Source organism: Prochlorococcus sp. MIT 1314 (assembly GCF_034093315.1).
Classification (GTDB): Bacteria; Cyanobacteriota; Cyanobacteriia; order PCC-6307; family Cyanobiaceae; genus Prochlorococcus_A; species Prochlorococcus_A marinus_Y.
This window is the reverse complement of sequence record NZ_CP139300.1, coordinates 257,821-279,391: the sequence shown is the minus strand read 5'-3', so window position 1 is coordinate 279,391 and position 21,571 is coordinate 257,821. Positions and strand designations below refer to the sequence as shown.

Sequence of the window (21,571 nt, the reverse complement as noted above, 5' to 3'; positions counted from 1 at the left end):
ATAATCATGCTCAATTTTTATAAATTAATTGAGATATTGATTAGTCTTCAATCATTAATAATATCTACAATGCTTCCTGTTTATATTAAAGTGCCATTTTTTAATGAATCAAATAAAACCTTAGATATGCCAATCACCTGGCAAATTCCAACTATAATTTTATTAACACTTATATTTGATAGGAAAGTAGTTTTTAGAGCATTTACCATTTATATAATTTTAGGTTTATTTATATCTCCAGTATTTCATCAAGGAGGTTCAATAGGGTATTTGCTTACTCCAAATTTTGGTTATTTATTAGGAACATATCCATTAATAAAAATAATTGATAATTTAAACAAAAGGAATAAAATAAATATTGGAAACTTTTTAATAAATGGAATTATAGCTATAAGTGTTATGCATTTAACTGGAATATTTTATAACCTTATTAATCTACTATTATACAGTCAATTTAATATATTTTTATACAATCTAGGTAAATACACTATAGGTAAAATTGGATATCACTTATTAATGCTTATTCCACTAATATTACTTATAAAGCCTATAAGTTATTTAAAATATAACAAATAATGATTAATAAACTTCAACCAAAATTATACTTTTTCTCTCTCAGTATTTTTATAATTCTTATAGATCAATTTACGAAATATTTAATGTTTTTTAACTACAAAATATTTGTAAATAAGGATTTATTTTTATTTAAATTAGACTTTGTAAAAAATTATGGAGCAGCATTTAATATATTCAGTGGGAATAGAATATTTTTATCTATGATAAGTATTATTTTTTCAATAATACTTATTTATTTAATATTAATAAAAAACAATTTAAATTCTTTAGATCTTTACTCTTACAGCCTTATTCTTGGAGGTACTGTTGGTAATGGTTTAGATAGAATATTGAAGGGTTTTGTAATTGATTTTATAAATTTAAACATAATAGATTTCCCAGTATTTAATATTGCTGATATATCTATCAATATTGGTTTTATAGTTATTTTATATAGCACTTTTAAAAATAATAGGTAATATGAATTATTTAAAATTAAAATATTTAAAATATTTTATATTTTTTTTATTACTTTATATTTTATTTTCTATCTTAATAAGAATAGTAAATATTTATTCACTATTATTTATAACAATAATTATGTATACCTTTTATAGGGTTGATAAAAAATTATTTAAAAAAATAGTTTATAAAGTTATATACGAAAAAAATAATAATCGACTTTCCTTTAAAAATACATATGGAGCTGCCAAGATAAGTTTAGAAGGTATCGAAAAAATCAATAGAAAAATTAGTGATAAAGTAAAAGTTGAATTGTTAAATTATGAAAAAAATAAACTAGAGTCACAATTAAGAACGGGTGATTATAAAGTTACTCTTTTTGGAGCAGGTTCCTCAGGAAAAACATCTATAGCAAGATCTCTATTAAAAAATATTGTCGGAAGAACTTCTGCAAAAATAGGTACAACGAAGCAAATTAATAGTTATAAAATTCGTATTCCTATTTTAAAAAGAAACATTAATATAATTGATACTCCAGGATTATTTGAACCATCAAAGTTAGGAGAAGAAAGAGAAAAATCAACAATAATACAAGCATCAAATTCTGATTTAGTTCTATTTGTGTTAGATCAAGATATAAATAAATATGAAAACTATTTAATTAAAGAATTATTGAAAATAAGAAAAAAAATAATAATAGTACTTAATAAATGTGATTTAAGGTCTCGAGATGATAATAACCTCATTAAAGAAAATATAATTTCTATTACTTCTGCTAAAAAAAATAAAATTTCTGTTGTTCAAACAATTGCAGTACCACAACCCTCACCTTATATAAAATCAGATACCTTAAATTTAGTTCCAGATGTAGGAAGTTTATTTAGAGAAATAATAGAAACGCTAGATAATAATGGGGAAGAGTTATTGGCTGATAATATCCTTTTTCGCTCAAATAAATTAGGTATTAAAAGTAAAAATTTCATACAAGAACAAAGATATTTAATGTCAAATAAAGTAATTAATAAGTACATGTGGATAACAGGAGGAGTAATACTAGTTAATCCATTACCTGCGGTTGATTTTTTAACTACTACTTCAGTGAATGTCCAAATGATAATGGAAATATCAAAAATATATGAAATAAAACTTACTAAAAAAGATGCTAAAGATTTATCGAAATCTTTACTAAGTGCTTTGGCTAAACTAGGCATACTAAAAGGAGGACTTGCTATTATTTCTCCTGCTTTAGCTACAAGTTTGACTAAGATAATAATTTCAAAGTCTATACAATCAATTACAGCAGGCTGGTTAATAAAAATAGTAGGACTCAGTTTGATTGAATATTTTAAAAATGGGCAAGATTGGGGCGATGGAGGTATTCAAGAAGTTGTAGATAAGATCTACAAAATAAGCAAGAGAGAGGAAATATTAAATAAATTTTTAAAAGAAGCCATTTCAAAAATAGAAATAAGAAAATTTTTTAAATCAAATAAAAGTTTGCCTCCATTTCCTAAGTAATATTTGATAATTGATCATTTAGATAAGTTCTGAAATCAAAAATAGTTATTAAGAGTAAATAGGCAATACAAATGGCTATAGATATAACCCCTGTAACTATTGCAATAATTTTTGGTCTTCCAATATTCATTGATATGCATTTAAAAATTTCAATAGTTCTTCGATATGAGATTCATTTGTATTGTAGTTTCCCATGACGACTCTTAAAAAATATTTTCCTTTAAACTTCGGTCTAGAAAGCATGAAATTATTTTTCATTAGTTCATTAATTTTATTTTGAGTCCAGAGATCTGAATCTTTTTGCGATAGTCCTTTAGGTAAAAATGAAACGATATGTAAAGGACCAGAATATATTTCAAATTGATTTTTTTTAATAATATTATCTATAAAAACTTCTTTTCTTTTTATTGATGATTTTAATATATCTTCTATTCCTTTCAGACCTAAAAATTTTAAGCCAAGCCAGAGTTTTATGACTTCTGCTGGTCTAGAACCTTGTATGCCAATTTCTCCTCTATTTATAGTTTTTTCTTTAGATGATATGTACGGAAGTCCAGTAGAAAAAGTATTTTCTAAAGTACGCATATTGGAAACTATTAACAGGGAGGAAGTCTTTGTAATACCTATTATTTTTTGAGGATTAATTGTTATGGAATTAGCTTGTTTAATATATTTTAAACCCTCTATAGGTATAGAAGTTATAGCAAAAATCCCTCCAATGGAACCATCTATATGTAACCATATTCTTCTTTCTTTGCATATTTCACTAATATCTTTAATAGGATCAATTGCTCCTCTTACAGTTGTTCCTAAGGTGGCAACAATAGCAAAGATTTTTTTATTATCTATTAAACATTTATCTAACGTTTTTCTAAGATTTTGTATATCCATACATCCATTATTATCAGTATTAATCCAGATGAGATTTTTTTCATCAAGACCCATAATTCTTGCGCACTTGATAAAGGAAGAATGAGCATCTTCACTAACAAGTAAGACTGAATTAGGGTCTGAACCTAATCCTGCATTATGTCTAGCGGCTATTAATGCATTCAAATTACTTAAAGTTCCTCCACTAGCTGCTATCCCTCCTGACAAATCATTAAACCCAATTTTATTTGCAAACCATTTGCATAATGATTCCTCAAGCAATGTGACACTTGGAGATAACTCGTAGGCAAGCAGATTATTATTTAAACCAGCAGCAATTAAATCTCCTAAAATAGAAAAAGTCAAAGGCGGGGGGTCTAGGTGAGCAAGTGATCCTGGATGAACGGGATTAAATGAATTATTCAAAAGGGAGTCGATCTCAGAAAACAAATCATCTACTGAATTACCATCTTCCTCGGGCATAGTACACTTAAAATTTTCATCAAAAGGTAAAGGACCATATTTTTCGGCTTTAGCAAACCAGTTACAAAGAGTTTGAGTTGCTCTATTTAAAAGAGTAATCAAATTATCATTCATCCCTAAATACGAGGGGAAGTAAATATCTTTATTATTATTTAAATCTTCAGCCATCAGATAAGATATCTAATAATAAGTCTATTCTTAATATTGATAAATGAGATATATTTTTGAAAATGAAAATACTATTAGAGATCAAAAAAAAAGAACAATTAATTCAAAATATCTTAATTGGATGAATTTGATAATAAGAAGATCTGAAGAAATTGGAAAAGTTGAATTACCAATCTCTTCAGTAATTTTAGATCAGCGAGGAAGATGTATTGGAAGAGGAGTTAACAAGAGAACTATTAATAAAGACCCATTAGGTCATGCTGAAATAATGGCACTAAGACAGGCATCTTTAATTAAAAATGATTGGAGATTTAATGAATGTACTATTATCTCAAATTTAGAACCATGTACCATGTGTGCATCAGCATTGATCCAAGCGCGGATGGGTAAAGTTGTTTTTGGTGCTTACGATAAGAAGAGAGGTGGTTTGGGTGGTTCAATAGACTTATCAAAGCATAAAAGTTCTCATCACAAAATGGAAATTATAGGGGGAATTTTAGAAGATGAATGCAGACAGATTTTACAATTATGGTTCAAAAAGTTGAGGACTCAAAAATAGAGAATTTCTTTAACTCGGTATCAAAAAGGTTTAATAATCTGTCTACATTATCTTCACTTGAGTTGTAGCCCATTAATCCTATACGCCATACCTTACCCGACAATTCTCCAAGTCCATTTCCTATTTCTATACCAAAATTTCTTAAAAGATGGTTTCTAAACCCTTCACCATCAACAGCTGGAGGAATCTTAACGGTTGTGAGAGTTGGCAACCTATAGTCCTTAGATACATGTAATTCCATGCCTAAACTTTCTAAACCATTCCACAATTTCTTTGAATTAGTATTATGCCTAATCCAAACATTCTCTAAACCCTCATTTGCAATTAATCTTAAACCTTCGCGAATTGCAAAATTCATATTTACGGGCGCTGTATGATGATAAACCCGGTCAGAACCCCAATATTTATTTAGAAGAGATAAATCTAAATACCAGTTTGGGACTTTAGTTTTTCTTGAACTTAGTTTTTCTTCAGCCCTTTTATTCATTGTAAAAGGACTTAATCCGGGTGGGCAACTTAATCCTTTCTGGCTGCAACTATATGCTAAATCGATATTCCATTCATCTATTAATAGTTCTAAAGCGCCAAGTGAAGTAACTGCATCAACAAGAAACAAGCAGTTATTTTTTCTACATATATCTCCAATTCCATCAAGAGGTTGTAAAACACCACTAGATGTCTCGGCGTGAACGATAGCAAATATAGCAGGTTTTTTAGTCTCTATTTCATACTTAATTTCTTCATAAGAAAAAGCCTCACCCCACGGTTTATGTATAACGGAAACATCAGCTTTATATCTACTTGCCATATCAACTAATCTGTCTCCAAAATATCCTTTTTTGGCAATAAGAATTTTTTCTCCCTCCTCTATAAAATTTGCTATTGAAGCTTCCATAGCTGCACTTCCAGTACCACTCATTGGGAGAGTAAGACGATTATTGCATTGCCAGGTATATCTTAGAAGTTGCTGAACATCAGACATTAATGAAATATATGCTTCATCTAAATGACCAATTGGATTTAGAGAAAGAGCGTTTAAAACTTCTGGATGCGCGTTTGAAGGACCGGGACCTAATAAAAGTCTAGAGGGAACATAAGTCTTTGAGAAATGAGATAAATTCTCTTCATTTAAAGCAGAAATAAGTTTTGCCTCTGTCAAAGCATTACATTCAATTACTTTTAAATTAGACTAATATCGCCGCATAAGCGAGATTTATTTAAAGAAATTCATTCAATTTAAATATTTAGGTAAACAATTATTAAACTTATGACTTGAAACACTAAAAGAAGTCATCTAGTCTTAAAAAAAGTTACGGTTGATACATAACAAGAATCATCAAGTTATTAATTTCATATAAGGTATTAAAAAATTATGTCTAAGTCACCTCAAGATGTTTTAAGTCAAATTAAAGACGAAGGAATTGAACTCATCGATTTAAAATTCACAGATATTCATGGAAAATGGCAACATTTAACACTTACATCAGACATGATAGAAGAGGACTCTTTTACAGAAGGCTTAGCTTTTGATGGGTCATCAATAAGAGGTTGGAAAGCAATTAATGCATCTGATATGTCAATGGTGCCTGATGCAAGTACTGCATGGATCGATCCTTTTTATAAACATAAAACACTTAGTATGATTTGCTCTATTCAAGAGCCAAGAAGCGGGGAGCCTTATGATAGATGTCCAAGAGCTTTAGCTCAAAAGGCATTAAAATATTTAGACTCTACTGGCATAGCAGATACTGCATTTTTTGGACCAGAGCCAGAATTCTTTTTATTTGATGATGTTAGATATGACTCTAAAGAAGGAGGTTGTTTTTACAGTGTAGATACTATTGAAGCTCCATGGAATACTGGGAGAATAGAAGAAGGTGGAAACTTAGGATACAAAATACAGTATAAAGAAGGATATTTTCCTGTAGCTCCAAATGATACTGCGCAAGATATCAGATCTGAGATGCTTCTTCTTATGGGTGAATTAGGTATCCCTACAGAAAAACATCACCATGAAGTTGCTGGTGCCGGCCAACACGAGCTTGGAATGAAATTTGATTCTTTAATAAATGCTGCTGATAACGTTATGACGTATAAATACGTGGTTAGAAACGTAGCTAAAAAGTATGGCAAAACAGCTACCTTTATGCCTAAGCCTGTATTTAACGATAATGGTACTGGAATGCATGTTCACCAAAGTTTGTGGAAGAGTGGAGAGCCATTATTCTTTGGTGAAGGTGCCTATGCAAATTTATCTCAAACAGCTAGATGGTACATCGGAGGAATACTTAAACATGCACCTTCATTCCTAGCATTTACTAATCCAACTACAAACAGTTATAAAAGATTGGTTCCAGGATTCGAAGCACCTGTTAATCTAGTTTATTCAGAGGGTAATAGATCTGCCGCTGTCAGAATACCTTTAACTGGTCCAAGTCCAAAAGCTAAAAGATTAGAATTTAGATCAGGTGACGCACTTGCCAACCCATATTTAGCTTTCTCCGTAATGATGCTTGCTGGTATTGATGGAATTAAAAATCAAATAGATCCTGGTGATGGTGTAGATGTTGATTTATTCGAACTTCCAGCAGATGAACTTGCAAAAATTGATACCGTTCCTTCATCTCTTAATGATTCACTTAATGCACTCAAAGCAGATAAGGATTATCTATTGGCTGGTGGAGTATTTACAGAAGATTTTATTGATAACTTTATCGATATAAAATACGAAGAGGTACAACAATTAAGACAGAGGCCTCATCCACATGAATTCTTCATGTACTATGATGCATAATTAAATCAATCAATAAGTTTAGATTAATCAATTTGAGAATTATCACAAAATATTCTCAAATTGATTTTTTTTTTGTTGGAATATATATATATAAATTTAAAAATGGCTAGGGAATCTATTTCAAAAATTGCATATAAAACGCTTCAACAGAGTAAAAGCATTGCTGGATTTGCTCATAAGCAAATTAGTTCAAGGATAATGAACTTTATTCTTCCCGATTCTAATCTTGAGAACTTTGATATAGATAAGAACCTTTTATTACAAATCCAAAATTCAATGGATCTATTAAGAGAGGAAGATTGGAATGACGCAGAAAAAAATATATATCCAAAAAAATTATTGTTTGATGAGCCATGGCTTAGATATTTGAGTCAATATCCTAAAATTTGGCTAGATATGCCTAATATATGGAATAGACGAAGAAACCAAAACTTTGATGACCTGCCTGAATCGATTGAAAAAGATAATTATCCACAATATTACTTAAGAAACTTTCATCATCAAACAGATGGTTATTTATCAGATTTTTCAGCTAGTATTTACGATTTACAAGTAGATATACTTTTTAATGGAAGTGCTGACTCCATGAGAAGGAGAATAATCAAGCCAATAAAAGAAGGACTAGAGAATTTTCGTGATAGAAATAAAAGTAGTATAAAAATACTTGATGTAGCTACTGGTTCTGGAAGAACATTAAAACAACTAAGAGTAGCATTCCCTAAAGAAAAAATAACAGGAATCGATTTATCTGATTCATACCTAAAAGAAGCTAGTAGATACATTTCAGAATTAGATGGTGATCTAATTGAATTAATAAAAGGTAATGCCGAAGAACTACCTTTTGAAAATAATAGTTTTCAATGCGTTTCTTGTGTTTATTTATTTCATGAATTACCAAGAACAGTTAGAGCTAAAGTATTAAATGAATTTTTTAGAGTTCTTGAGCCAGGAGGAACATTAGTTTTAGCCGATTCGATTCAAATAAGCGATTCTCCTGATTTCACATCTGTTATGGAAAATTTTTATAAAACTTTTCATGAGCCTTTCTATTGTGATTATATAAAGGAGGATATTAATTCAAGAATGGAACAAGTAGGGTTTAAAAATGTAAAATCAAATTCCTATTTCATGACCAAAGTATGGTCTGCTGTAAAGTAAATCAAAACTTCTATGACCTATTGGGATAAAGATACTATTAAACTTGTTCAAAGTCTTAATGGTAAATTGAAAATTGATCATACAAAATGGCATAAAGATAAAGGTAATAAATATAAAAGATCAGCAGAATTAATTTCAGCGGGTTTATGCCAATTAATTATTTCATGTAATGAAAAAGAAACCATTGAGTACATGGAGGAAAGCATTAAATGGTTAAAAGAAATTAACGTTGATCAACCATGTCCAAGTAAAAATCATCTTTTTAAAGCCAACTGAAGCCTATTACCTTTACTACTCCATCTAATATCATCAAAACATTCATTAATAATATATAAGCCACGGCCATTTAAACTATTTATTTTTTTGGGTAAATTATATTTTCTTTTTTTTATTTCTAAACCATTACCTTGGTCCTGAATCTGCCAAACACACCAATTAGGTGTAATAATTCTTCTGACTCTAATACTTTTTGTAGGATCTAATTTATTTCCATGTTTTACTGCGTTAACGAGAGCTTCATGTAAGCCAAGTTTAATAAGATAACTTGATTGAGATTTTTTAATTGGTTCTAATAATTGATCTACAAATTCATTTAATTGTAGTGACGATTCATATTCGTAATTTGACCAGTAAATCCCTGGCCTCTTAAAAAAAATTTTTAAAATATTTTTGCCCTGAAATAAGGACATAATAATATTTTGATACTAACTCAATTTTAACTTATTAAATACCTCAATTTCAAAGAATATTGTTATGTCTCTCAGCGATAGCAGGATGTCTTAGGATCGAATCCATAAGTCTTACTCCCCTTAATTGATTTATTAAAGGCATATGTCCATCAGGCGCCTCCAATGACCAACAAAAAGAAGTAGGATACCTTGTCCATAATCCATCTTTTTTCCAACCTATCTTAGGCCACAATAATTCATATTTTTTCCCTACTGATTTTAGAATCTTTGCTTGAATTGAGAAGCCAAATCTACCAGTAGAATAAATAGTCCATAATCTATCAATAGTTTGTAGATCTTTATCTGACATATTCTTAACTTCACTGTAGAAAACATATCCTCGTTTTTCAGCTAATTTTCCGGCTAAAATTCGTAAGTATGAACTTGTTAATCTATCAGCTTCTTCAAATTTTTGATCTAATAACATCAATTGTAATTCTTCATAATTAATACCAATATCTGAATAAGTATTAAACCAACTATTGAATTTATTATTTTCAAAAAATTCAGGCTTATATTTTTTTAAAACTTGCAATAACCAGCCTGCGGCCCAATCATCTCCATCATTATCAAATATTTCAAAAAATGATGGCCCAAGTTTAAAAATATTTTCAACTTCAGCTTCGATTTTAGTTAATAAATTTATTCTTTTTCTTTGATTAGAATCTGCAAATTTAGTTATCAGATCTAATGTACCATTATAGTTATCTTGTTCTTTGTTAGTCATTTTAAATAAATTACCTAAATTAAAAACTATCCATGAATTTCAGAAGAAAAGTACTAGAGAAATTTAGAAGTTTTAACGGACCTCTTATAGATGTTAGGAGCCCAGGTGAATATTATAAAGGACATATGCCTAATTCTATTAATATTCCACTATTTGATAATGATGAGAGGTCAATAATTGGGAAAATTTTCAAAAAAGAAGGTAGAGAAAAAGCTGTAATAGAGGGATTAAAATTCTTTGAAAAGAAAATGGAATTATTTCTTGACAATTTGTTTTTGAAGATTGAATCTCATAAAATTATTACTGAAAAAAATAATAATGACTTACAAGTAAGAATATATTGTTCTAGAGGGGGAATGCGTTCACAAAGTATTGCTTGGTTATTAGAAAAATATAAATTTAATACAATTACACTCAAAGGAGGATACAAGACATATAGAAGATGGACACTAGATAGTTTTTCAAAAAAGTGGAATATTGTAATTGTTGGGGGAAAAACAGGAACTGGGAAGACAAGATTATTATCATTACTAGAGAAATATGAAAAACAAACTATAGATCTTGAAGGATTGGCATGTCATAGAGGAAGCACATTTGGTGGTTTAGGAATGAAAGAACAACCTTCCAACGAACAATTTGAAAATAAAATTGCAGAAAAATTAAATTCTTTTAAAAGTATTAATAAAATTTTTGTAGAAGCTGAAAGTGCAAATATAGGTAAATGCAAAATTCCTCATGAATTCTTCAATCAGATGAAAAGTTCTCCTAGAATTGAGATTTTAAGGAGCGAATCAAACAGGTTAGATGAGTTGATAAATACTTATAGTGTATTTAAGCAAGAAGAACTTATAGAATGTGTACTAAGGATAAAAAAAAGGTTAGGACCTCAAAGAACAAAAATAGCTCTAGAATCAATTAAAGAAGAAAAATGGGACTTAGTTTGCAAATCAGTTTTGGATTATTACGATAAATGTTATGAATATGAAAAGGTTGGCAAAGAAAATATAAAGTTATTAGATTTAACCGATAAAAAATATGATTATAAAATTTTAGAAATAATAAATAATGTTTTATAAAATACATGTAAACGAAAATGAAAATTATTTCCTAAGATAAAACATTACTATTTGAAAATCATGCCCGCAAATAAAACTGCAAAGATACAATTTTATGAAGGAACTGATGAACCAGTAGTTCCTGAAATAAGACTTACTAGGAGTAAAGATGGTACGACTGGACAAGCATTATTTTTGTTTGAGAAACCTCAGGCATTATCTTCTATTACTGTGGGTGAAATCACAGGTATGCGCATGATTGATGCAGAAGGCGAGATAATAACGAGGGAAGTTAAAGTAAAGTTTGTCGATGGAGAACCGATATTTTTAGAAGCAGTTTATATTTGGAAGAACACTTCAGACTTTGAAAGATTTATGAGATTTGCAAATAGTTATGCTAAATCAAATGGATTAGGATATTCTGAGAAGAAGTAGAAAATTATTTAAATTGAGTAGTTCATCATATTTCAAGTTAGCAGTAATTTTAGCCACATCTTTTATAATATGGACCTTAAGAGATTTCCTACTTTTAATAATTTGCTCTTTAGTAATTTCAAATATTGTATGTAATTTATGTAACCAAATACAAAATAGGTTTAAAATTCCACGATCCTTTGCTTTGTTTTTTGTATTAACGATTATATCAGTAATAGTTTTTACTATTTTTATTCTTGTTTTGCCTCCGTTTATAAAAGAATTCAATGAAATATTAATTGATATTCCAAATGGTTTATCTAAAATAAATTTTTTAATAAATACAAATCTGAACAAATTAAATAACTTTTTTTATGGTGAAGAATCAGAAAATGTTATAGACATATTTAATCTTGTAAATAATGTAGTTACTATTCCAGATGCTGCAACTATTGCTAAAGCTATTCAAGAAAGTTTTAAGAACTTAATAAATATCGCTGGGAATCTGGGCTCAGGTCTTTTAAAATTAATTTTCGTATTAGTAGTTAGTTTGATGATATCTATTGAACCGAAACAATATAAAGAAAATATACTATTATTAATTCCTAAAAATTATCGCAATAAATTTAGAAATATTCTGGACAAATGCAATATTGCATTAGCAAACTGGACCTTTTCTATGGTCATAAGCTCATTATCAGTAGGTTTATTATCATTAATAATTTTATCGATATTAGATGTCAAATATGTTGTTTCTAATGCTTTAATAGCTATGGTTTTAAATATTATTCCAAATATAGGTCCAGTTATAAGTGGTATATTTCCAATTTCAATTGCTCTATTAGATAATTTTTGGAAACCACTGGCTGTATTAGGTGCATATGTAATTATTCAAAATATTGAAAGCTATATAATAATGCCATCTATAATGAAGAAAAAAGCAAATTTACTTCCTGGTTTAACATTAATATCTCAATTTGGATTTACTTTTCTTTTTGGTCCATTAGGGTTGATTTTATCTCTTCCTCTAGCTGTAATAATTCAAGTTTTTATTAAAGAATCAATTAGAGATATTTAAAAATTACTTAATTAATTTTTTATATAAATATGGATAAGAGAACATTATAAAGAAAGCTAAGGGATGTTTAGATAAAGCAAAATATAGTGAATTAAAAGTAAAATGATCAAATAATATTCTTAATTCAGTAGAAAGATCAATTAAAACTAAAGAAAGCAAAACTATTAGATAGCAATTGAATTTCATAATATTGTAAACTTAAACTTAATCTTTTAACAAAAAAGATGGAGCCAATAAAATACTTGAATAACTTCCAATTATAATTCCTAATGATAGAGAAATAGAAAACCAAAAAAGTGAATAGGAACCAAACAAAATTAGTGTTATTAAAGGAATTAGGGTAGTAATACTAGTAAAAGTCGTTCTCCTAAATGATTCATTAACCGATAATTGAATAATTTCATTATGCCCTTTACTAGTTGATCTTAAATTTTCACGTATCCTATCAAAAATTACAACAGTATCATTTACTGAATAACCCGCAATAGTTAACAAAGAGACTGCAAATAAACTATTTACCTCAACAGATAAAATAATTCCTAACCAAGAGAAAATTCCGAAAACTATTAATAAATCATGGAATAAAGCTAACAATGCAAATAATGCATATTTTCTATCAAATCTAATTGTTATGTATAAGGATATTGCAAATAAGGAGACAACTAATGAGGTAGCACAATTAGTAAGCAATCTTTTTCCTAGCTTTGGTCCTATCAATCTTGAATTTTTACTCTCATAATTTAAAGGGCCAATAATATTTTCAAGATTATTAATTAGATTATTAGATTCTTCAATATTTAAGTAGGGTGTTCTTATTGATACTAGTTTATTATTATTTTGGAATTGTAAATTAACAGTATTAAATAGATTTTTATTTTTGGAGCTTTCTCTTAAATTTTCTAATACTAAATCGGGAGAAATATAAGAACATTCATTTGGACAGACTCTTTCAATTCTTAATTCATTTCCTCCAATAAAATCCATCCCTAGATTAATTGGTTTCTTATAAGAAGTATTAAAAGTGGAATATAAAATTCCTAATAGGCTTAGCAATAAAAGAAATGTAGAAAAAAATATTATTTTTCTTTTATTTTTTATTAGGTCAAGGTTGAATAATTTCATAGAATAATCAGAATTAAATTTTATTATCAGAAAAGTTTTCCTTGGAAAGGTAAAGATTTTTTTGTCTTAATGATTGATAGGTTGTAAAAAATCTCAAAATTGTTTTAGAACAATTTAATGATGTAAATAAGCTTATTACTACACCAATACCTAATGTTGCAGCAAAACCCTTAACAAAATTTGTTCCTAATAAAAATAATATAAAACAACTTAGAAGCGTTGTAATGTGACCATCAACTATTGAAGAATTAGCTCTTTGAAAACCACTATCAATAGATCTAATAAGAGTATTTCCACTATATAATTCTTCTCGAATTCTCTCAAATATTAGAATATTTGCATCAACAGCCATACCAATACTTAATATGAGGCCAGATATTCCAGGTAAAGTTAAAGTTACAGGTATTAAAGAATAAAGAGCTAAGTTAAAAAATCCATAGAGTATTAGAGAAATAACTGAAACCAAACCTAAAATTCTATAGTTAAAAATCATAAATATCCCAACAAAAATTAATCCACTTACTGCTGCATAAAAGCTTTTGAGAATATTATTAGAACCTAGAAGAGCTCCAATGGTGTTTGTCTCTACTATTTCAATTGGCAATGGCAATGAACCGCCTTTAAGTTGAACCTCTAATTCTCTAGCATTTTCGGCATTAAAATTACCACTTATTGTGGCAGATCCACCTGTAATACCAGTATTGACAAACTGACTTCCAACACTGGCTTCACTTATAGATTCTCCATCAAGAATAATAGCTAGTAGTTGATTAGTACCAGCAATTGACTTTGTAATTTCTGCAAATTTATCCCCCCCTGCACTACTAAAAGTTATTAAAACTTCCCAGTTATTATTTGTTTGTTCTTGTCTCCTACCTGCATTAATTAGATCCTTGCCAGATAAATCAGTTTTGTTAAATAGATTTGCAATTAATTTATCAACATGCTTTTTTATCTCTATTAATTTTCCATATAATTCGTCACTCGTGGCAGAGTAATTTAATTCTTGCTCAATATCTTTAAGGCTATCCTGAATATTATCTAAGAAATTATCTCCATATTTATTTATTTCTACAGAGGAATATTTTTCTATTAAACCTTTAATATTGGATCTCTGAAGTTGTAATTTTCTTAATTCACTTGATGTTCCTACTTTTTGGGTTCTAAATTCTAGTAAAGCAGTCTTACCTAAAACCCTGGAAGCTGCTAATGGGTTCTGCTCACCAGGTAATTCTAAAATCAATTGATCTCGACCTAAGGTTTGCAAATTGGACTCGGAAACACCTAAATTGTTAACTCGTCTATCAATAACCGACTTAACTGCTTCAAGTTCATCTTTGGTTACCTTACCTTCCTCTTTAACAAGTTGAAGTGTAAGTTGAGAACCACCTTGTAAATCCAAGCCTAAATTTAAAGGGTAATTTATTAATAAATAAACTGATAATGTAAGTAGAAATATTATAAAAAAAAGCCAGCCCTGCCTTCTTTTCATTGACTATAAACTCCCGGTTGTTAAATGTTCAACTTTTTCAATTATTTGATGTGGCTGTATTATCGTCAAATTCTCAAGATTTCCATTATAAGGAGTTGGTATATCCTGGCTTGATAACCTAATTGGTCTGGCATCTAGATCATCGAAACACTCTTCTGTTATCAAAGCAATTAATTCTGCACCTATACCTCCTGTTTTCATGCATTCTTCAACAATAATTACTTTATTTGTTTTTCTTATTGATTTTGCAATGGTATCCATATCAAAGGGTTTTAAACTTATCAAATCAATTAACTCAACATCTATTCCCTTTTTATCTAATTCTTCAACAGCTTTAAGGCAATGATGTCTCATTCTTGAATAAGTTAATAAAGTAACATCTTTACCTTCTTTTACCACGTCAGCTTGATCTAAAGCACAGGTGTAGTCTTCCTCAGGTAATTCCTCAGACAAATTATATAGAAGTACATGTTCAAAAAACAAAACTGGATTATCATCTCTTATCGCTGCTTTCATTAAACCTTTAGCATTTGTGGGAGTACTACAAGCCACAATTTTTATACCAGGGACTGCATGAAAATAGGCTTCAAGTCTTTGACTATGTTCAGCTCCAAGTTGTCGACCAACTCCACCTGGGCCGCGAACTACTGCCGGAATCTTATAATTACCTCCACTTGTATATCTAAGCATTCCCATATTATTAGATATCTGGTTAAAGGCTAAAAGAAGAAAACCCATATTCATTCCTTCTACTATTGGTCTCAGGCCAGTCATTGCAGCACCTACAGCCATACCTGTAAAACTGTTCTCGGCAATAGGAGTATCTAATACTCGAAACTCGCCATATTTTTCATATAAATCCTTAGTTACTTTATAAGAACCTCCGTATTGACCAACATCTTCACCCATAACGCAAACATTAACATCATTTGCCATTTCTTCGTCAATTGCCTCTCTCAAAGCATTAAACAATAATGTTCCAGCCACAATTAATTTCCTAATTAATCACATATATAATCTTACCATTCAGGTTAATTTATCCTCCTTCTGCAAAGGTTATAAGTAGTAATATTGACAAAATCATTCCTGGTGAGAGCAAAAGAATTAAAAGACCTAGGTCATGTAAAGTCATTAAGAATAGTATTTTTTTTATAATATTATTAATTCAACTTTTCTTCAGAAAAAAACTGCGAATAAATACAATAAAAAGGCCAATGCCTATGAAAGCAAAAGAAAAAGTTAGTAAAAAAGATAATCCAATTATTAAGGTATTAATACTAGAAGAAATATTTTGTACTATTTCAGATGAATTAGATGGTTTATGTATAGAAAAATAAATTGCAATTTTATTACTTAAGAAATAAAAAAATATAAATAATAAAAAACTTGTTAATGATCCAATAATAAAATTCAAAGGCCCTTTTTCTGGAATATTATTATTCTGAATATTCTCATCATTTTTATTTTTATCTACCATAATTTTTGTTTATAGAAAAAATTATATGAATGTTATTCCCTTTTCAAGGAAAGAGCAAACCCATGAATCGTAACCTTTATCTTTAAATAATTTATAATTTGCAGTTAATTCTTTTTTAGCAGTCTCTACATCTTTAAAGATTGCAAAGCATGTAGGGCCTGATCCGCTCATTGAAAATGTCAGACAATTCTCTAAATTAGAAAGTAAATATAAAGCTTGCTTTACAGAATCATTATCATTTTCAACAACTAACTGCAAATCATTTTTGATAGTTAAATGTTGATTATCAAAATTTAAGTTATTTAAACCATTATCTCTTAAATTTTTTCTTATGTTCTCAATCATTTCTATATTAGTAAGATATTGATCACAAAATCTATTACTATATTTTTTATAAGTTTCAGCAGTAGATACTGATACATTTGGATTTTTTAAAAGAATTACTCCATATTCAAAGTTTGAATCTAATTTCTCCAAAATTTCGCCTCTTCCAAAACATAATTGAATACCACCTTTTATAAAAAAGGGTATATCAGAACCTAAAGTTGATGCTAACGAACACAATGTTTCTTGATCTAAGTTCAAATCCCATAACTTATTAAGACCAATTAATGTTGCCGCTGCATTACTGGATCCACCAGCTAATCCTGCACCAATTGGAATATTTTTTCTTAAAAATATATTCGCACCGAAATCTATATTTGAATTTTTCCTTAAAAGATTTGCCGATTTAACAATTAAGTTATCACTAGATAAGCTTAAATCATTACAATCAGATTCTAGTTTAATTAACCCTTCATTATTAATTTGAAATTCCAAATAATCAAAAAGATCAATATTTTGCATAATCATTGCTAACTCATGGAATCCATCTTCTCTTTTACCAATAATTTCAAGGTGCAAATTTATTTTGGCAGGAGATTTTATAATAATTTTCTTTTTAGCTAAATCTTGCATATACTTAAATTTTTATTTTTTAATTTTAATACAATTTTCTGCAAGCTTAATCCATTGGTCAATTGAAATATCTTGTGGTCTTAAATTAAAACAAACTTTTGAAGATTCAGATAATTCATTTATCTCTTCATTTGACAGTATTGAATTAAGAGTATTTCTAAGCATTTTTCTTCTAGAATTAAATGAAATTCGTAGAAGTTTATCTATATATTTTTCTAAACTTATATCTAATCTTAAATCATTTTTAATTGGTTCGAAAACTACTAAAGAAGAAAAAACTTTTGGAGGCGGACTAAATGATGAAGGCGGTACATCGCAAATTTTTTTTATTTTTGATAAGAGTTGCATTCTTATACTAAGCGCACCAGCATAGGGACTACCTTCTTTTGACAAAATCCTATCTACAACTTCTTTCTGCATTAAAAAAATTATTTTTTCGTAACTATAGTTTCTTATAATCCCCAATCGGCCTATGAAAATATCTAATATTGGGCCAGTTATATTGTAAGGAATATTTGCAATCACTTTTGTAATCTTCTTATTAATCGAATCTAAATTTACAGAAAGAATATCTCCCTGCTGAAGTGAAAACTTATCATTATTATTGAATTTATCATTTAATAAATTTATTAAATCTTTATCTAATTCAATCGCATGTAATTTTTTAATTTCTGAATCTAATAACTTAGATGTTAAAGCTCCTTTACCTGGACCAATTTCTAAAATAAAGTCATTTTCATTAAGAAAAGCAATTTCTTTAATTTTTTCTAATATTTTTTTATTTACCAACCAATGTTGTCCGAATCTTTTTTTTTGATGATAGTTTTTAGAATTCATCTAAAAGATAAATAATATGTTTAAATTAAATATGAATTTATTTAATACTTTATATCATGAGCTTATCAAAAAAAAATTTAGATAAACTCAATAAATTTAAAAAAAATAAAAATTTAAATAACGAAAGTAAAAATATAAGTAATTACACAAATATACCTAACAATGATAATTTAATCACCAATCCACTTAATTCAGAAGATCCCAATAAAATTTTTTATTCGTTAATTGATAATTCAGAATCTTTAGAAGAGACTTCTAACGTTAATAATTCACTAAGAAAAATTGAGCTTAATCAAACTAATATCAATTCTAGAAGAGCTAATTTTTCTAAGAAATTAACAACCGAAGAGGAACTATATGATGAATTTAATTATCTTCTTGATGAATAATTGGTTTTAATATTTACTTATGCTTCAGAGTAATAGACTAACAATTTATGCTGTCGGCAAAATAAAGAAATTTTGGATTAGAGATGGAATTAATCAATACAAAAAAAGAATGCCTGAACTTACCATTAATGAGTTAAAGACTTTTAATTTAAATAATATTAGATCCAATAACAATATTATTATCTGCCTAAGTGAAGAAGGGAAGCAGTTTAATTCAGTTGAACTATGTTCTTTATTCTTAAATTTTAAAAATAAAAAAATTGGTTTCTTAATCGGCGATACTGATGGAATTAGTTCAGATATAAAAGAAAAATCAGATCTTATATTAAGTCTTTCTCCTTTAACTTTTCCCCATGAATTAGCTAGATTATTCCTAATCGAGCAAATCTATAGAGCTATTTCTATATCTAACAACTCCCCTTACCATCGTTCTTAAAAAAATTAGATTTAATCTAAAATTAATATATAAAATTTTAATAACTAACTATTTTTTGAATTTTCATTATATAGTACATATATACTATTAATTTAAGTCTTGGATTTCTTTGATTCAACTACTAAAAAGCTTAAGATCCCCTTATTAACTGATTCGGTATCAGCAGGATTTCCTTCTCCTGCAGATGACTATACAGAAGAAAATATTGATTTAAATGAACATTTAATATCTAATCCATTTAGCACTTTTTTTCTTAGAGTTAAAGGTGACTCAATGATAAATGCAGGAATCAAAGATAAAGATTTAATAATAGTAGACAAGAGTTTAACAGCTAGGCCTGGGAATATTATCATTGCAATGATAGACGGGGAATTTACAATAAAAAGATTATCTATAAAAAATAATGAATTATATTTAAAAGCAGAAAATCACAATTATCCTGATTTTAGGTTTAAAAACCATATTGATGTACAGATATGGGGAGTTGTTATTTATTCAATACATAACTATTTATGAAAATTTCAAGTATTGATGCTATAGCTCTTATAGATGCCAATAATTTCTACGCATCATGTGAACAAAATATTAATCCTCATTTAAGAAATAAACCAGTAGTAATTTTATCTAATAATGACGGATGTATCATTGCAAGAAGTCCTGAAGCGCGAGCTTTAAAAATCAAAATGGGAGCTCCTTATTTTAAGGTGAAAGAAAGATTAAACAAATTAAATGTAGCAGTCTTAAGCTCAAACTACGTGCTTTACGGCGACATGAGCAGAAGGCTAATGAATTTACTAAAAAGCTACTGTGAACAGATAGAAATTTATTCTATTGACGAAGCATTTGTCTCAATTTCTAGACCTAATGATAAAAATCTATATCCTTGGGCTAGAAGCATAAGATCATTAATATATCAGAATCTAGGGATTACCATAACAGTAGGAATAGGAGAAAATAAAGTAAGAGCAAAAATTGCTAATAAATTAGCTAAAAATATTGATTATTCAGCTGGAATATTTGATTTAGCTAGAACCAGCAATGAGAATAATTATTTGAAAAGAATTAGTGTAGATGAGATATGGGGAGTCGGAAAACAAACCTCTAATTGGTTAAAAAGTAAAGGTATTAAAAATGCTAGAGAGTTAAGAGATATGAAAGAAAATGAAATTATTAAGAAATTAGGCATCGTTGGGAAAAGATTGCAATTAGAACTGAAAGGTCATAAATGTTTGCCTATAGAAAAAAGCAAGAACTCAAAAAAAGAAATTCAGGTAAGCCGGAGTTTTGGTACTCCTGTCACAAAATTAGAAGACTTAACCCAAGCACTGGCGACTCACGCAATAAAAGCGTCTGAAAAAATGAGAAGTCTGCATTTGCAATCATCTGATATTAGAGTATTTGCCAGAACCAGTAAATATTCAAATCAAAATTATCAAAGAAGTGCTCATAGAAAACTTACAAATGCAACAGACGACACAAATAATATTTTAAAAATAGTAGTTGAATTATCTAAAGAAATTTATAATCCCGAACATAAATTCTCAAAAGCTGGAGTTTTAATGCAGGGTTTAACTAATAGCGAATATTTACAGCAATCAGTTATCAATTACAAATCTCAGAAAGACTTAAAAAAATCAGCAAATCTTATGAGAACGATTGATTTATTAAATAAAAGATTTAATAACAATGCAATTACATGGGCGATTACAAAAAAGCCACAAAGTTGGACAATGAATAAGAATTTCTTAAGTCGCTCATCTACAACCGATATCAATCAGATACCAACTATAGTAAAGTGAAAAAAAAAAAAAAAAAATGGAATTTATAATATTTCTAAGCAAATTAGATAAAGAGATTCTTGACTTATTGATAAAAGCAAATTACATAGTTGAAGAAAATAAAGTTGAGTGTTTATTAAATAAAAAGATTAAAGGATTACATAATTTTGAAGAAAATAAGATAATAATTTGTACTGAAAATGCAAAAAGAAAAACAAATTATAGAAAAATAAAGCAACAACCAAGCAAAGATAACCACAAAATAGAAAGGGCAATAAGAAAAGCATTAAGACATGAAGCCACTCATGCAATTCAAAAATGTAATAACAATAAAATAGTAGGAGATATAAAAAAACTAGAAAGTAAATTACATCAAAGTAAGAGGAAAGCTCTTGAGTTCTCTACTTCCAATTTTTCTGGGACTTATGCAAAAGAAGTAGAAGCTTATGTTCTTGAAGACAAACCCAAAAAAGTAAAAAATTTGATTAAAGAATACTGCCTATAAATTTAAACT

The 21,571-nt window shown here is 28.4% G+C and carries 26 protein-coding genes; 15 read left to right on the top strand and 11 right to left on the bottom strand.

Annotated elements, in window-relative coordinates:
• Positions 1-6 precede the first annotated feature (6 nt).
• Genes SOI86_RS01650 through SOI86_RS01640 form a run of 3 tightly spaced genes read left to right on the top strand, consistent with a single transcriptional unit; the run spans position 7 to position 2,535 of the window.
• On the top strand, positions 7-576 hold the full coding sequence (locus SOI86_RS01650; protein WP_320681888.1) for a biotin transporter BioY: 570 nt from the start codon (positions 7-9) through the stop codon (positions 574-576).
• Entirely contained in the window at positions 576-1,034 is a 459-nt protein-coding gene (gene lspA, locus SOI86_RS01645; RefSeq protein WP_320681887.1) for a signal peptidase II, read from the top strand. Before SOI86_RS01650 ends, lspA begins: the two co-directional genes overlap by 1 nt.
• Position 1,035: 1 nt before the next feature.
• Entirely contained in the window at positions 1,036-2,535 is a 1,500-nt protein-coding gene (locus SOI86_RS01640; protein ID WP_320681886.1) for a GTP-binding protein, read from the top strand.
• Here SOI86_RS01640 and SOI86_RS01635 read toward each other — a convergent pair.
• Both SOI86_RS01635 and SOI86_RS01630 read right to left on the bottom strand, forming a co-directional pair.
• Positions 2,528-2,665 carry a hypothetical protein gene (locus tag SOI86_RS01635; protein WP_320681885.1) on the bottom strand — a complete coding sequence of 46 codons (138 nt, stop codon included), beginning with the start codon at positions 2,663-2,665 and terminating at the stop codon, positions 2,528-2,530. The genes SOI86_RS01640 and SOI86_RS01635 overlap by 8 nt on opposite strands.
• Positions 2,662-4,056, bottom strand: a complete 1,395-nt coding sequence (locus SOI86_RS01630) for a pyridoxal phosphate-dependent decarboxylase family protein (RefSeq protein ID WP_320681884.1) — start codon at positions 4,054-4,056, stop codon at positions 2,662-2,664. Before SOI86_RS01630 ends, SOI86_RS01635 begins: the two co-directional genes overlap by 4 nt.
• A gap of 43 nt (positions 4,057-4,099) precedes the next feature.
• Between SOI86_RS01630 and SOI86_RS01625 the strand changes: the two genes are divergently transcribed.
• The gene (locus SOI86_RS01625; protein WP_320681883.1) at positions 4,100-4,615 is read left to right on the top strand and encodes a nucleoside deaminase; all 516 of its coding nucleotides are present in this window, start codon (positions 4,100-4,102) and stop codon (positions 4,613-4,615) included.
• Here the strand turns inward: SOI86_RS01625 and SOI86_RS01620 are convergent.
• On the bottom strand, positions 4,590-5,774 hold the full coding sequence (locus SOI86_RS01620; protein ID WP_320681882.1) for an alanine--glyoxylate aminotransferase family protein: 1,185 nt from the start codon (positions 5,772-5,774) through the stop codon (positions 4,590-4,592). The two genes, SOI86_RS01625 and SOI86_RS01620, sit on opposite strands and share 26 nt — an antisense overlap.
• A 213-nt stretch (positions 5,775-5,987) precedes the next feature.
• Between SOI86_RS01620 and glnA the strand changes: the two genes are divergently transcribed.
• The 3 genes from glnA to SOI86_RS01605 all read left to right on the top strand — a co-directional run bounded on the left by glnA (position 5,988) and on the right by SOI86_RS01605 (position 8,843).
• Positions 5,988-7,409, top strand: a complete 1,422-nt coding sequence (gene glnA, locus SOI86_RS01615; protein ID WP_209108356.1) for a type I glutamate--ammonia ligase — start codon at positions 5,988-5,990, stop codon at positions 7,407-7,409.
• Between the two features lie 102 nt (positions 7,410-7,511).
• Complete coding sequence (locus tag SOI86_RS01610; RefSeq protein WP_320681881.1) at positions 7,512-8,567, top strand: class I SAM-dependent methyltransferase; 1,056 nt, start codon at positions 7,512-7,514, stop codon at positions 8,565-8,567.
• 12 nt (positions 8,568-8,579) lie between these two features.
• Positions 8,580-8,843 (top strand): DUF6439 family protein, encoded by a 264-nt coding sequence (locus tag SOI86_RS01605; protein ID WP_320681880.1) that lies wholly within the window; start codon positions 8,580-8,582, stop codon positions 8,841-8,843.
• Here the strand turns inward: SOI86_RS01605 and SOI86_RS01600 are convergent.
• Both SOI86_RS01600 and SOI86_RS01595 read right to left on the bottom strand, forming a co-directional pair.
• Positions 8,822-9,256, bottom strand: coding sequence for an ATP-binding protein (locus tag SOI86_RS01600; RefSeq protein WP_320681879.1), 435 nt, complete (start codon positions 9,254-9,256; stop codon positions 8,822-8,824). The genes SOI86_RS01605 and SOI86_RS01600 overlap by 22 nt on opposite strands.
• A 49-nt stretch (positions 9,257-9,305) precedes the next feature.
• A complete protein-coding gene (locus tag SOI86_RS01595) occupies positions 9,306-10,022 on the bottom strand; it encodes a GUN4 domain-containing protein (RefSeq protein WP_320681878.1) in 717 nt (238 codons plus the stop codon).
• Between the two features lie 32 nt (positions 10,023-10,054).
• Here SOI86_RS01595 and mnmH point away from each other — a divergent pair, with 32 nt between their 5' ends.
• From mnmH to SOI86_RS01580, 3 genes are read left to right on the top strand one after another with little or no spacing between them, the layout of a single operon-like run.
• Complete coding sequence (gene mnmH, locus SOI86_RS01590; protein WP_320681877.1) at positions 10,055-11,098, top strand: tRNA 2-selenouridine(34) synthase MnmH; 1,044 nt, start codon at positions 10,055-10,057, stop codon at positions 11,096-11,098.
• A gap of 60 nt (positions 11,099-11,158) precedes the next feature.
• A complete protein-coding gene (psb28, locus tag SOI86_RS01585) occupies positions 11,159-11,512 on the top strand; it encodes a photosystem II reaction center protein Psb28 (protein ID WP_320681876.1) in 354 nt (117 codons plus the stop codon).
• 13 nt (positions 11,513-11,525) lie between these two features.
• Positions 11,526-12,569: an AI-2E family transporter gene (locus tag SOI86_RS01580; RefSeq protein ID WP_320681875.1), complete on the top strand. Its 1,044-nt coding sequence runs from the start codon at positions 11,526-11,528 to the stop codon at positions 12,567-12,569.
• A 204-nt stretch (positions 12,570-12,773) separates the two neighbouring features.
• Here SOI86_RS01580 and secF read toward each other — a convergent pair whose 3' ends face one another.
• The 6 genes from secF to rsmA all read right to left on the bottom strand — a co-directional run bounded on the left by secF (position 12,774) and on the right by rsmA (position 18,454).
• On the bottom strand, positions 12,774-13,691 hold the full coding sequence (gene secF, locus SOI86_RS01575) for a protein translocase subunit SecF (protein WP_320681874.1): 918 nt from the start codon (positions 13,689-13,691) through the stop codon (positions 12,774-12,776).
• A 13-nt stretch (positions 13,692-13,704) separates the two neighbouring features.
• Positions 13,705-15,183 carry a protein translocase subunit SecD gene (secD, locus tag SOI86_RS01570; RefSeq protein ID WP_320681873.1) on the bottom strand — a complete coding sequence of 493 codons (1,479 nt, stop codon included), beginning with the start codon at positions 15,181-15,183 and terminating at the stop codon, positions 13,705-13,707.
• 3 nt (positions 15,184-15,186) lie between these two features.
• Positions 15,187-16,170, bottom strand: coding sequence for a pyruvate dehydrogenase complex E1 component subunit beta (locus tag SOI86_RS01565; protein ID WP_320681872.1), 984 nt, complete (start codon positions 16,168-16,170; stop codon positions 15,187-15,189).
• Positions 16,171-16,348: 178 nt separating this feature from the next.
• A complete protein-coding gene (locus tag SOI86_RS01560; RefSeq protein ID WP_320681871.1) occupies positions 16,349-16,660 on the bottom strand; it encodes a DUF3082 domain-containing protein in 312 nt (103 codons plus the stop codon).
• A 21-nt stretch (positions 16,661-16,681) separates the two neighbouring features.
• On the bottom strand, positions 16,682-17,617 hold the full coding sequence (ispE, locus tag SOI86_RS01555; protein ID WP_320681870.1) for a 4-(cytidine 5'-diphospho)-2-C-methyl-D-erythritol kinase: 936 nt from the start codon (positions 17,615-17,617) through the stop codon (positions 16,682-16,684).
• Positions 17,618-17,629: 12 nt separating this feature from the next.
• Positions 17,630-18,454, bottom strand: coding sequence for a 16S rRNA (adenine(1518)-N(6)/adenine(1519)-N(6))-dimethyltransferase RsmA (gene rsmA / locus SOI86_RS01550; RefSeq protein ID WP_320681869.1), 825 nt, complete (start codon positions 18,452-18,454; stop codon positions 17,630-17,632).
• Positions 18,455-18,510: 56 nt separating this feature from the next.
• Here rsmA and SOI86_RS01545 point away from each other — a divergent pair, with 56 nt between their 5' ends.
• The 5 genes from SOI86_RS01545 to SOI86_RS01525 all read left to right on the top strand — a co-directional run bounded on the left by SOI86_RS01545 (position 18,511) and on the right by SOI86_RS01525 (position 21,562).
• Entirely contained in the window at positions 18,511-18,843 is a 333-nt protein-coding gene (locus SOI86_RS01545; RefSeq protein ID WP_320681868.1) for a hypothetical protein, read from the top strand.
• 19 nt (positions 18,844-18,862) lie between these two features.
• Positions 18,863-19,279 (top strand): 23S rRNA (pseudouridine(1915)-N(3))-methyltransferase RlmH, encoded by a 417-nt coding sequence (locus SOI86_RS01540; protein WP_320681867.1) that lies wholly within the window; start codon positions 18,863-18,865, stop codon positions 19,277-19,279.
• Positions 19,280-19,378: 99 nt separating this feature from the next.
• Entirely contained in the window at positions 19,379-19,795 is a 417-nt protein-coding gene (locus SOI86_RS01535; RefSeq protein WP_320681866.1) for a translesion error-prone DNA polymerase V autoproteolytic subunit, read from the top strand.
• Complete coding sequence (locus SOI86_RS01530; protein ID WP_320681865.1) at positions 19,792-21,078, top strand: Y-family DNA polymerase; 1,287 nt, start codon at positions 19,792-19,794, stop codon at positions 21,076-21,078. The genes SOI86_RS01535 and SOI86_RS01530 overlap by 4 nt, the downstream gene beginning before the upstream one ends.
• Positions 21,079-21,094: 16 nt before the next feature.
• Positions 21,095-21,562 carry a serine hydroxymethyltransferase gene (locus SOI86_RS01525; RefSeq protein WP_320681864.1) on the top strand — a complete coding sequence of 156 codons (468 nt, stop codon included), beginning with the start codon at positions 21,095-21,097 and terminating at the stop codon, positions 21,560-21,562.
• Positions 21,563-21,571 lie beyond the last annotated feature (9 nt).

Bases quoted from the DNA above. Each gene is read 5' to 3' on its own strand.
- SOI86_RS01650 (WP_320681888.1), top strand. From the start codon at position 7: ATGCTCAATTTTTATAAATTAATTGAGATATTGATTAGTCTTCAATCA.
- lspA (WP_320681887.1), top strand. From the start codon at position 576: ATGATTAATAAACTTCAACCAAAATTATACTTTTTCTCTCTCAGTATT.
- SOI86_RS01640 (WP_320681886.1), top strand. From the start codon at position 1,036: ATGAATTATTTAAAATTAAAATATTTAAAATATTTTATATTTTTTTTA.
- SOI86_RS01635 (WP_320681885.1), bottom strand. From the start codon at position 2,665: ATGAATATTGGAAGACCAAAAATTATTGCAATAGTTACAGGGGTTATA.
- SOI86_RS01630 (WP_320681884.1), bottom strand. From the start codon at position 4,056: ATGGCTGAAGATTTAAATAATAATAAAGATATTTACTTCCCCTCGTAT.
- SOI86_RS01625 (WP_320681883.1), top strand. From the start codon at position 4,100: ATGAGATATATTTTTGAAAATGAAAATACTATTAGAGATCAAAAAAAA.
- glnA (WP_209108356.1), top strand. From the start codon at position 5,988: ATGTCTAAGTCACCTCAAGATGTTTTAAGTCAAATTAAAGACGAAGGA.
- SOI86_RS01610 (WP_320681881.1), top strand. From the start codon at position 7,512: ATGGCTAGGGAATCTATTTCAAAAATTGCATATAAAACGCTTCAACAG.
- SOI86_RS01605 (WP_320681880.1), top strand. From the start codon at position 8,580: ATGACCTATTGGGATAAAGATACTATTAAACTTGTTCAAAGTCTTAAT.
- SOI86_RS01600 (WP_320681879.1), bottom strand. From the start codon at position 9,256: ATGTCCTTATTTCAGGGCAAAAATATTTTAAAAATTTTTTTTAAGAGG.
- SOI86_RS01595 (WP_320681878.1), bottom strand. From the start codon at position 10,022: ATGACTAACAAAGAACAAGATAACTATAATGGTACATTAGATCTGATA.
- mnmH (WP_320681877.1), top strand. From the start codon at position 10,055: ATGAATTTCAGAAGAAAAGTACTAGAGAAATTTAGAAGTTTTAACGGA.
- psb28 (WP_320681876.1), top strand. From the start codon at position 11,159: ATGCCCGCAAATAAAACTGCAAAGATACAATTTTATGAAGGAACTGAT.
- secF (WP_320681874.1), bottom strand. From the start codon at position 13,691: ATGAAATTATTCAACCTTGACCTAATAAAAAATAAAAGAAAAATAATA.
- secD (WP_320681873.1), bottom strand. From the start codon at position 15,183: ATGAAAAGAAGGCAGGGCTGGCTTTTTTTTATAATATTTCTACTTACA.
- SOI86_RS01560 (WP_320681871.1), bottom strand. From the start codon at position 16,660: ATGGTAGATAAAAATAAAAATGATGAGAATATTCAGAATAATAATATT.
- ispE (WP_320681870.1), bottom strand. From the start codon at position 17,617: ATGCAAGATTTAGCTAAAAAGAAAATTATTATAAAATCTCCTGCCAAA.
- rsmA (WP_320681869.1), bottom strand. From the start codon at position 18,454: ATGAATTCTAAAAACTATCATCAAAAAAAAAGATTCGGACAACATTGG.
- SOI86_RS01545 (WP_320681868.1), top strand. From the start codon at position 18,511: ATGAGCTTATCAAAAAAAAATTTAGATAAACTCAATAAATTTAAAAAA.
- SOI86_RS01540 (WP_320681867.1), top strand. From the start codon at position 18,863: ATGCTTCAGAGTAATAGACTAACAATTTATGCTGTCGGCAAAATAAAG.
- SOI86_RS01530 (WP_320681865.1), top strand. From the start codon at position 19,792: ATGAAAATTTCAAGTATTGATGCTATAGCTCTTATAGATGCCAATAAT.
- SOI86_RS01525 (WP_320681864.1), top strand. From the start codon at position 21,095: ATGGAATTTATAATATTTCTAAGCAAATTAGATAAAGAGATTCTTGAC.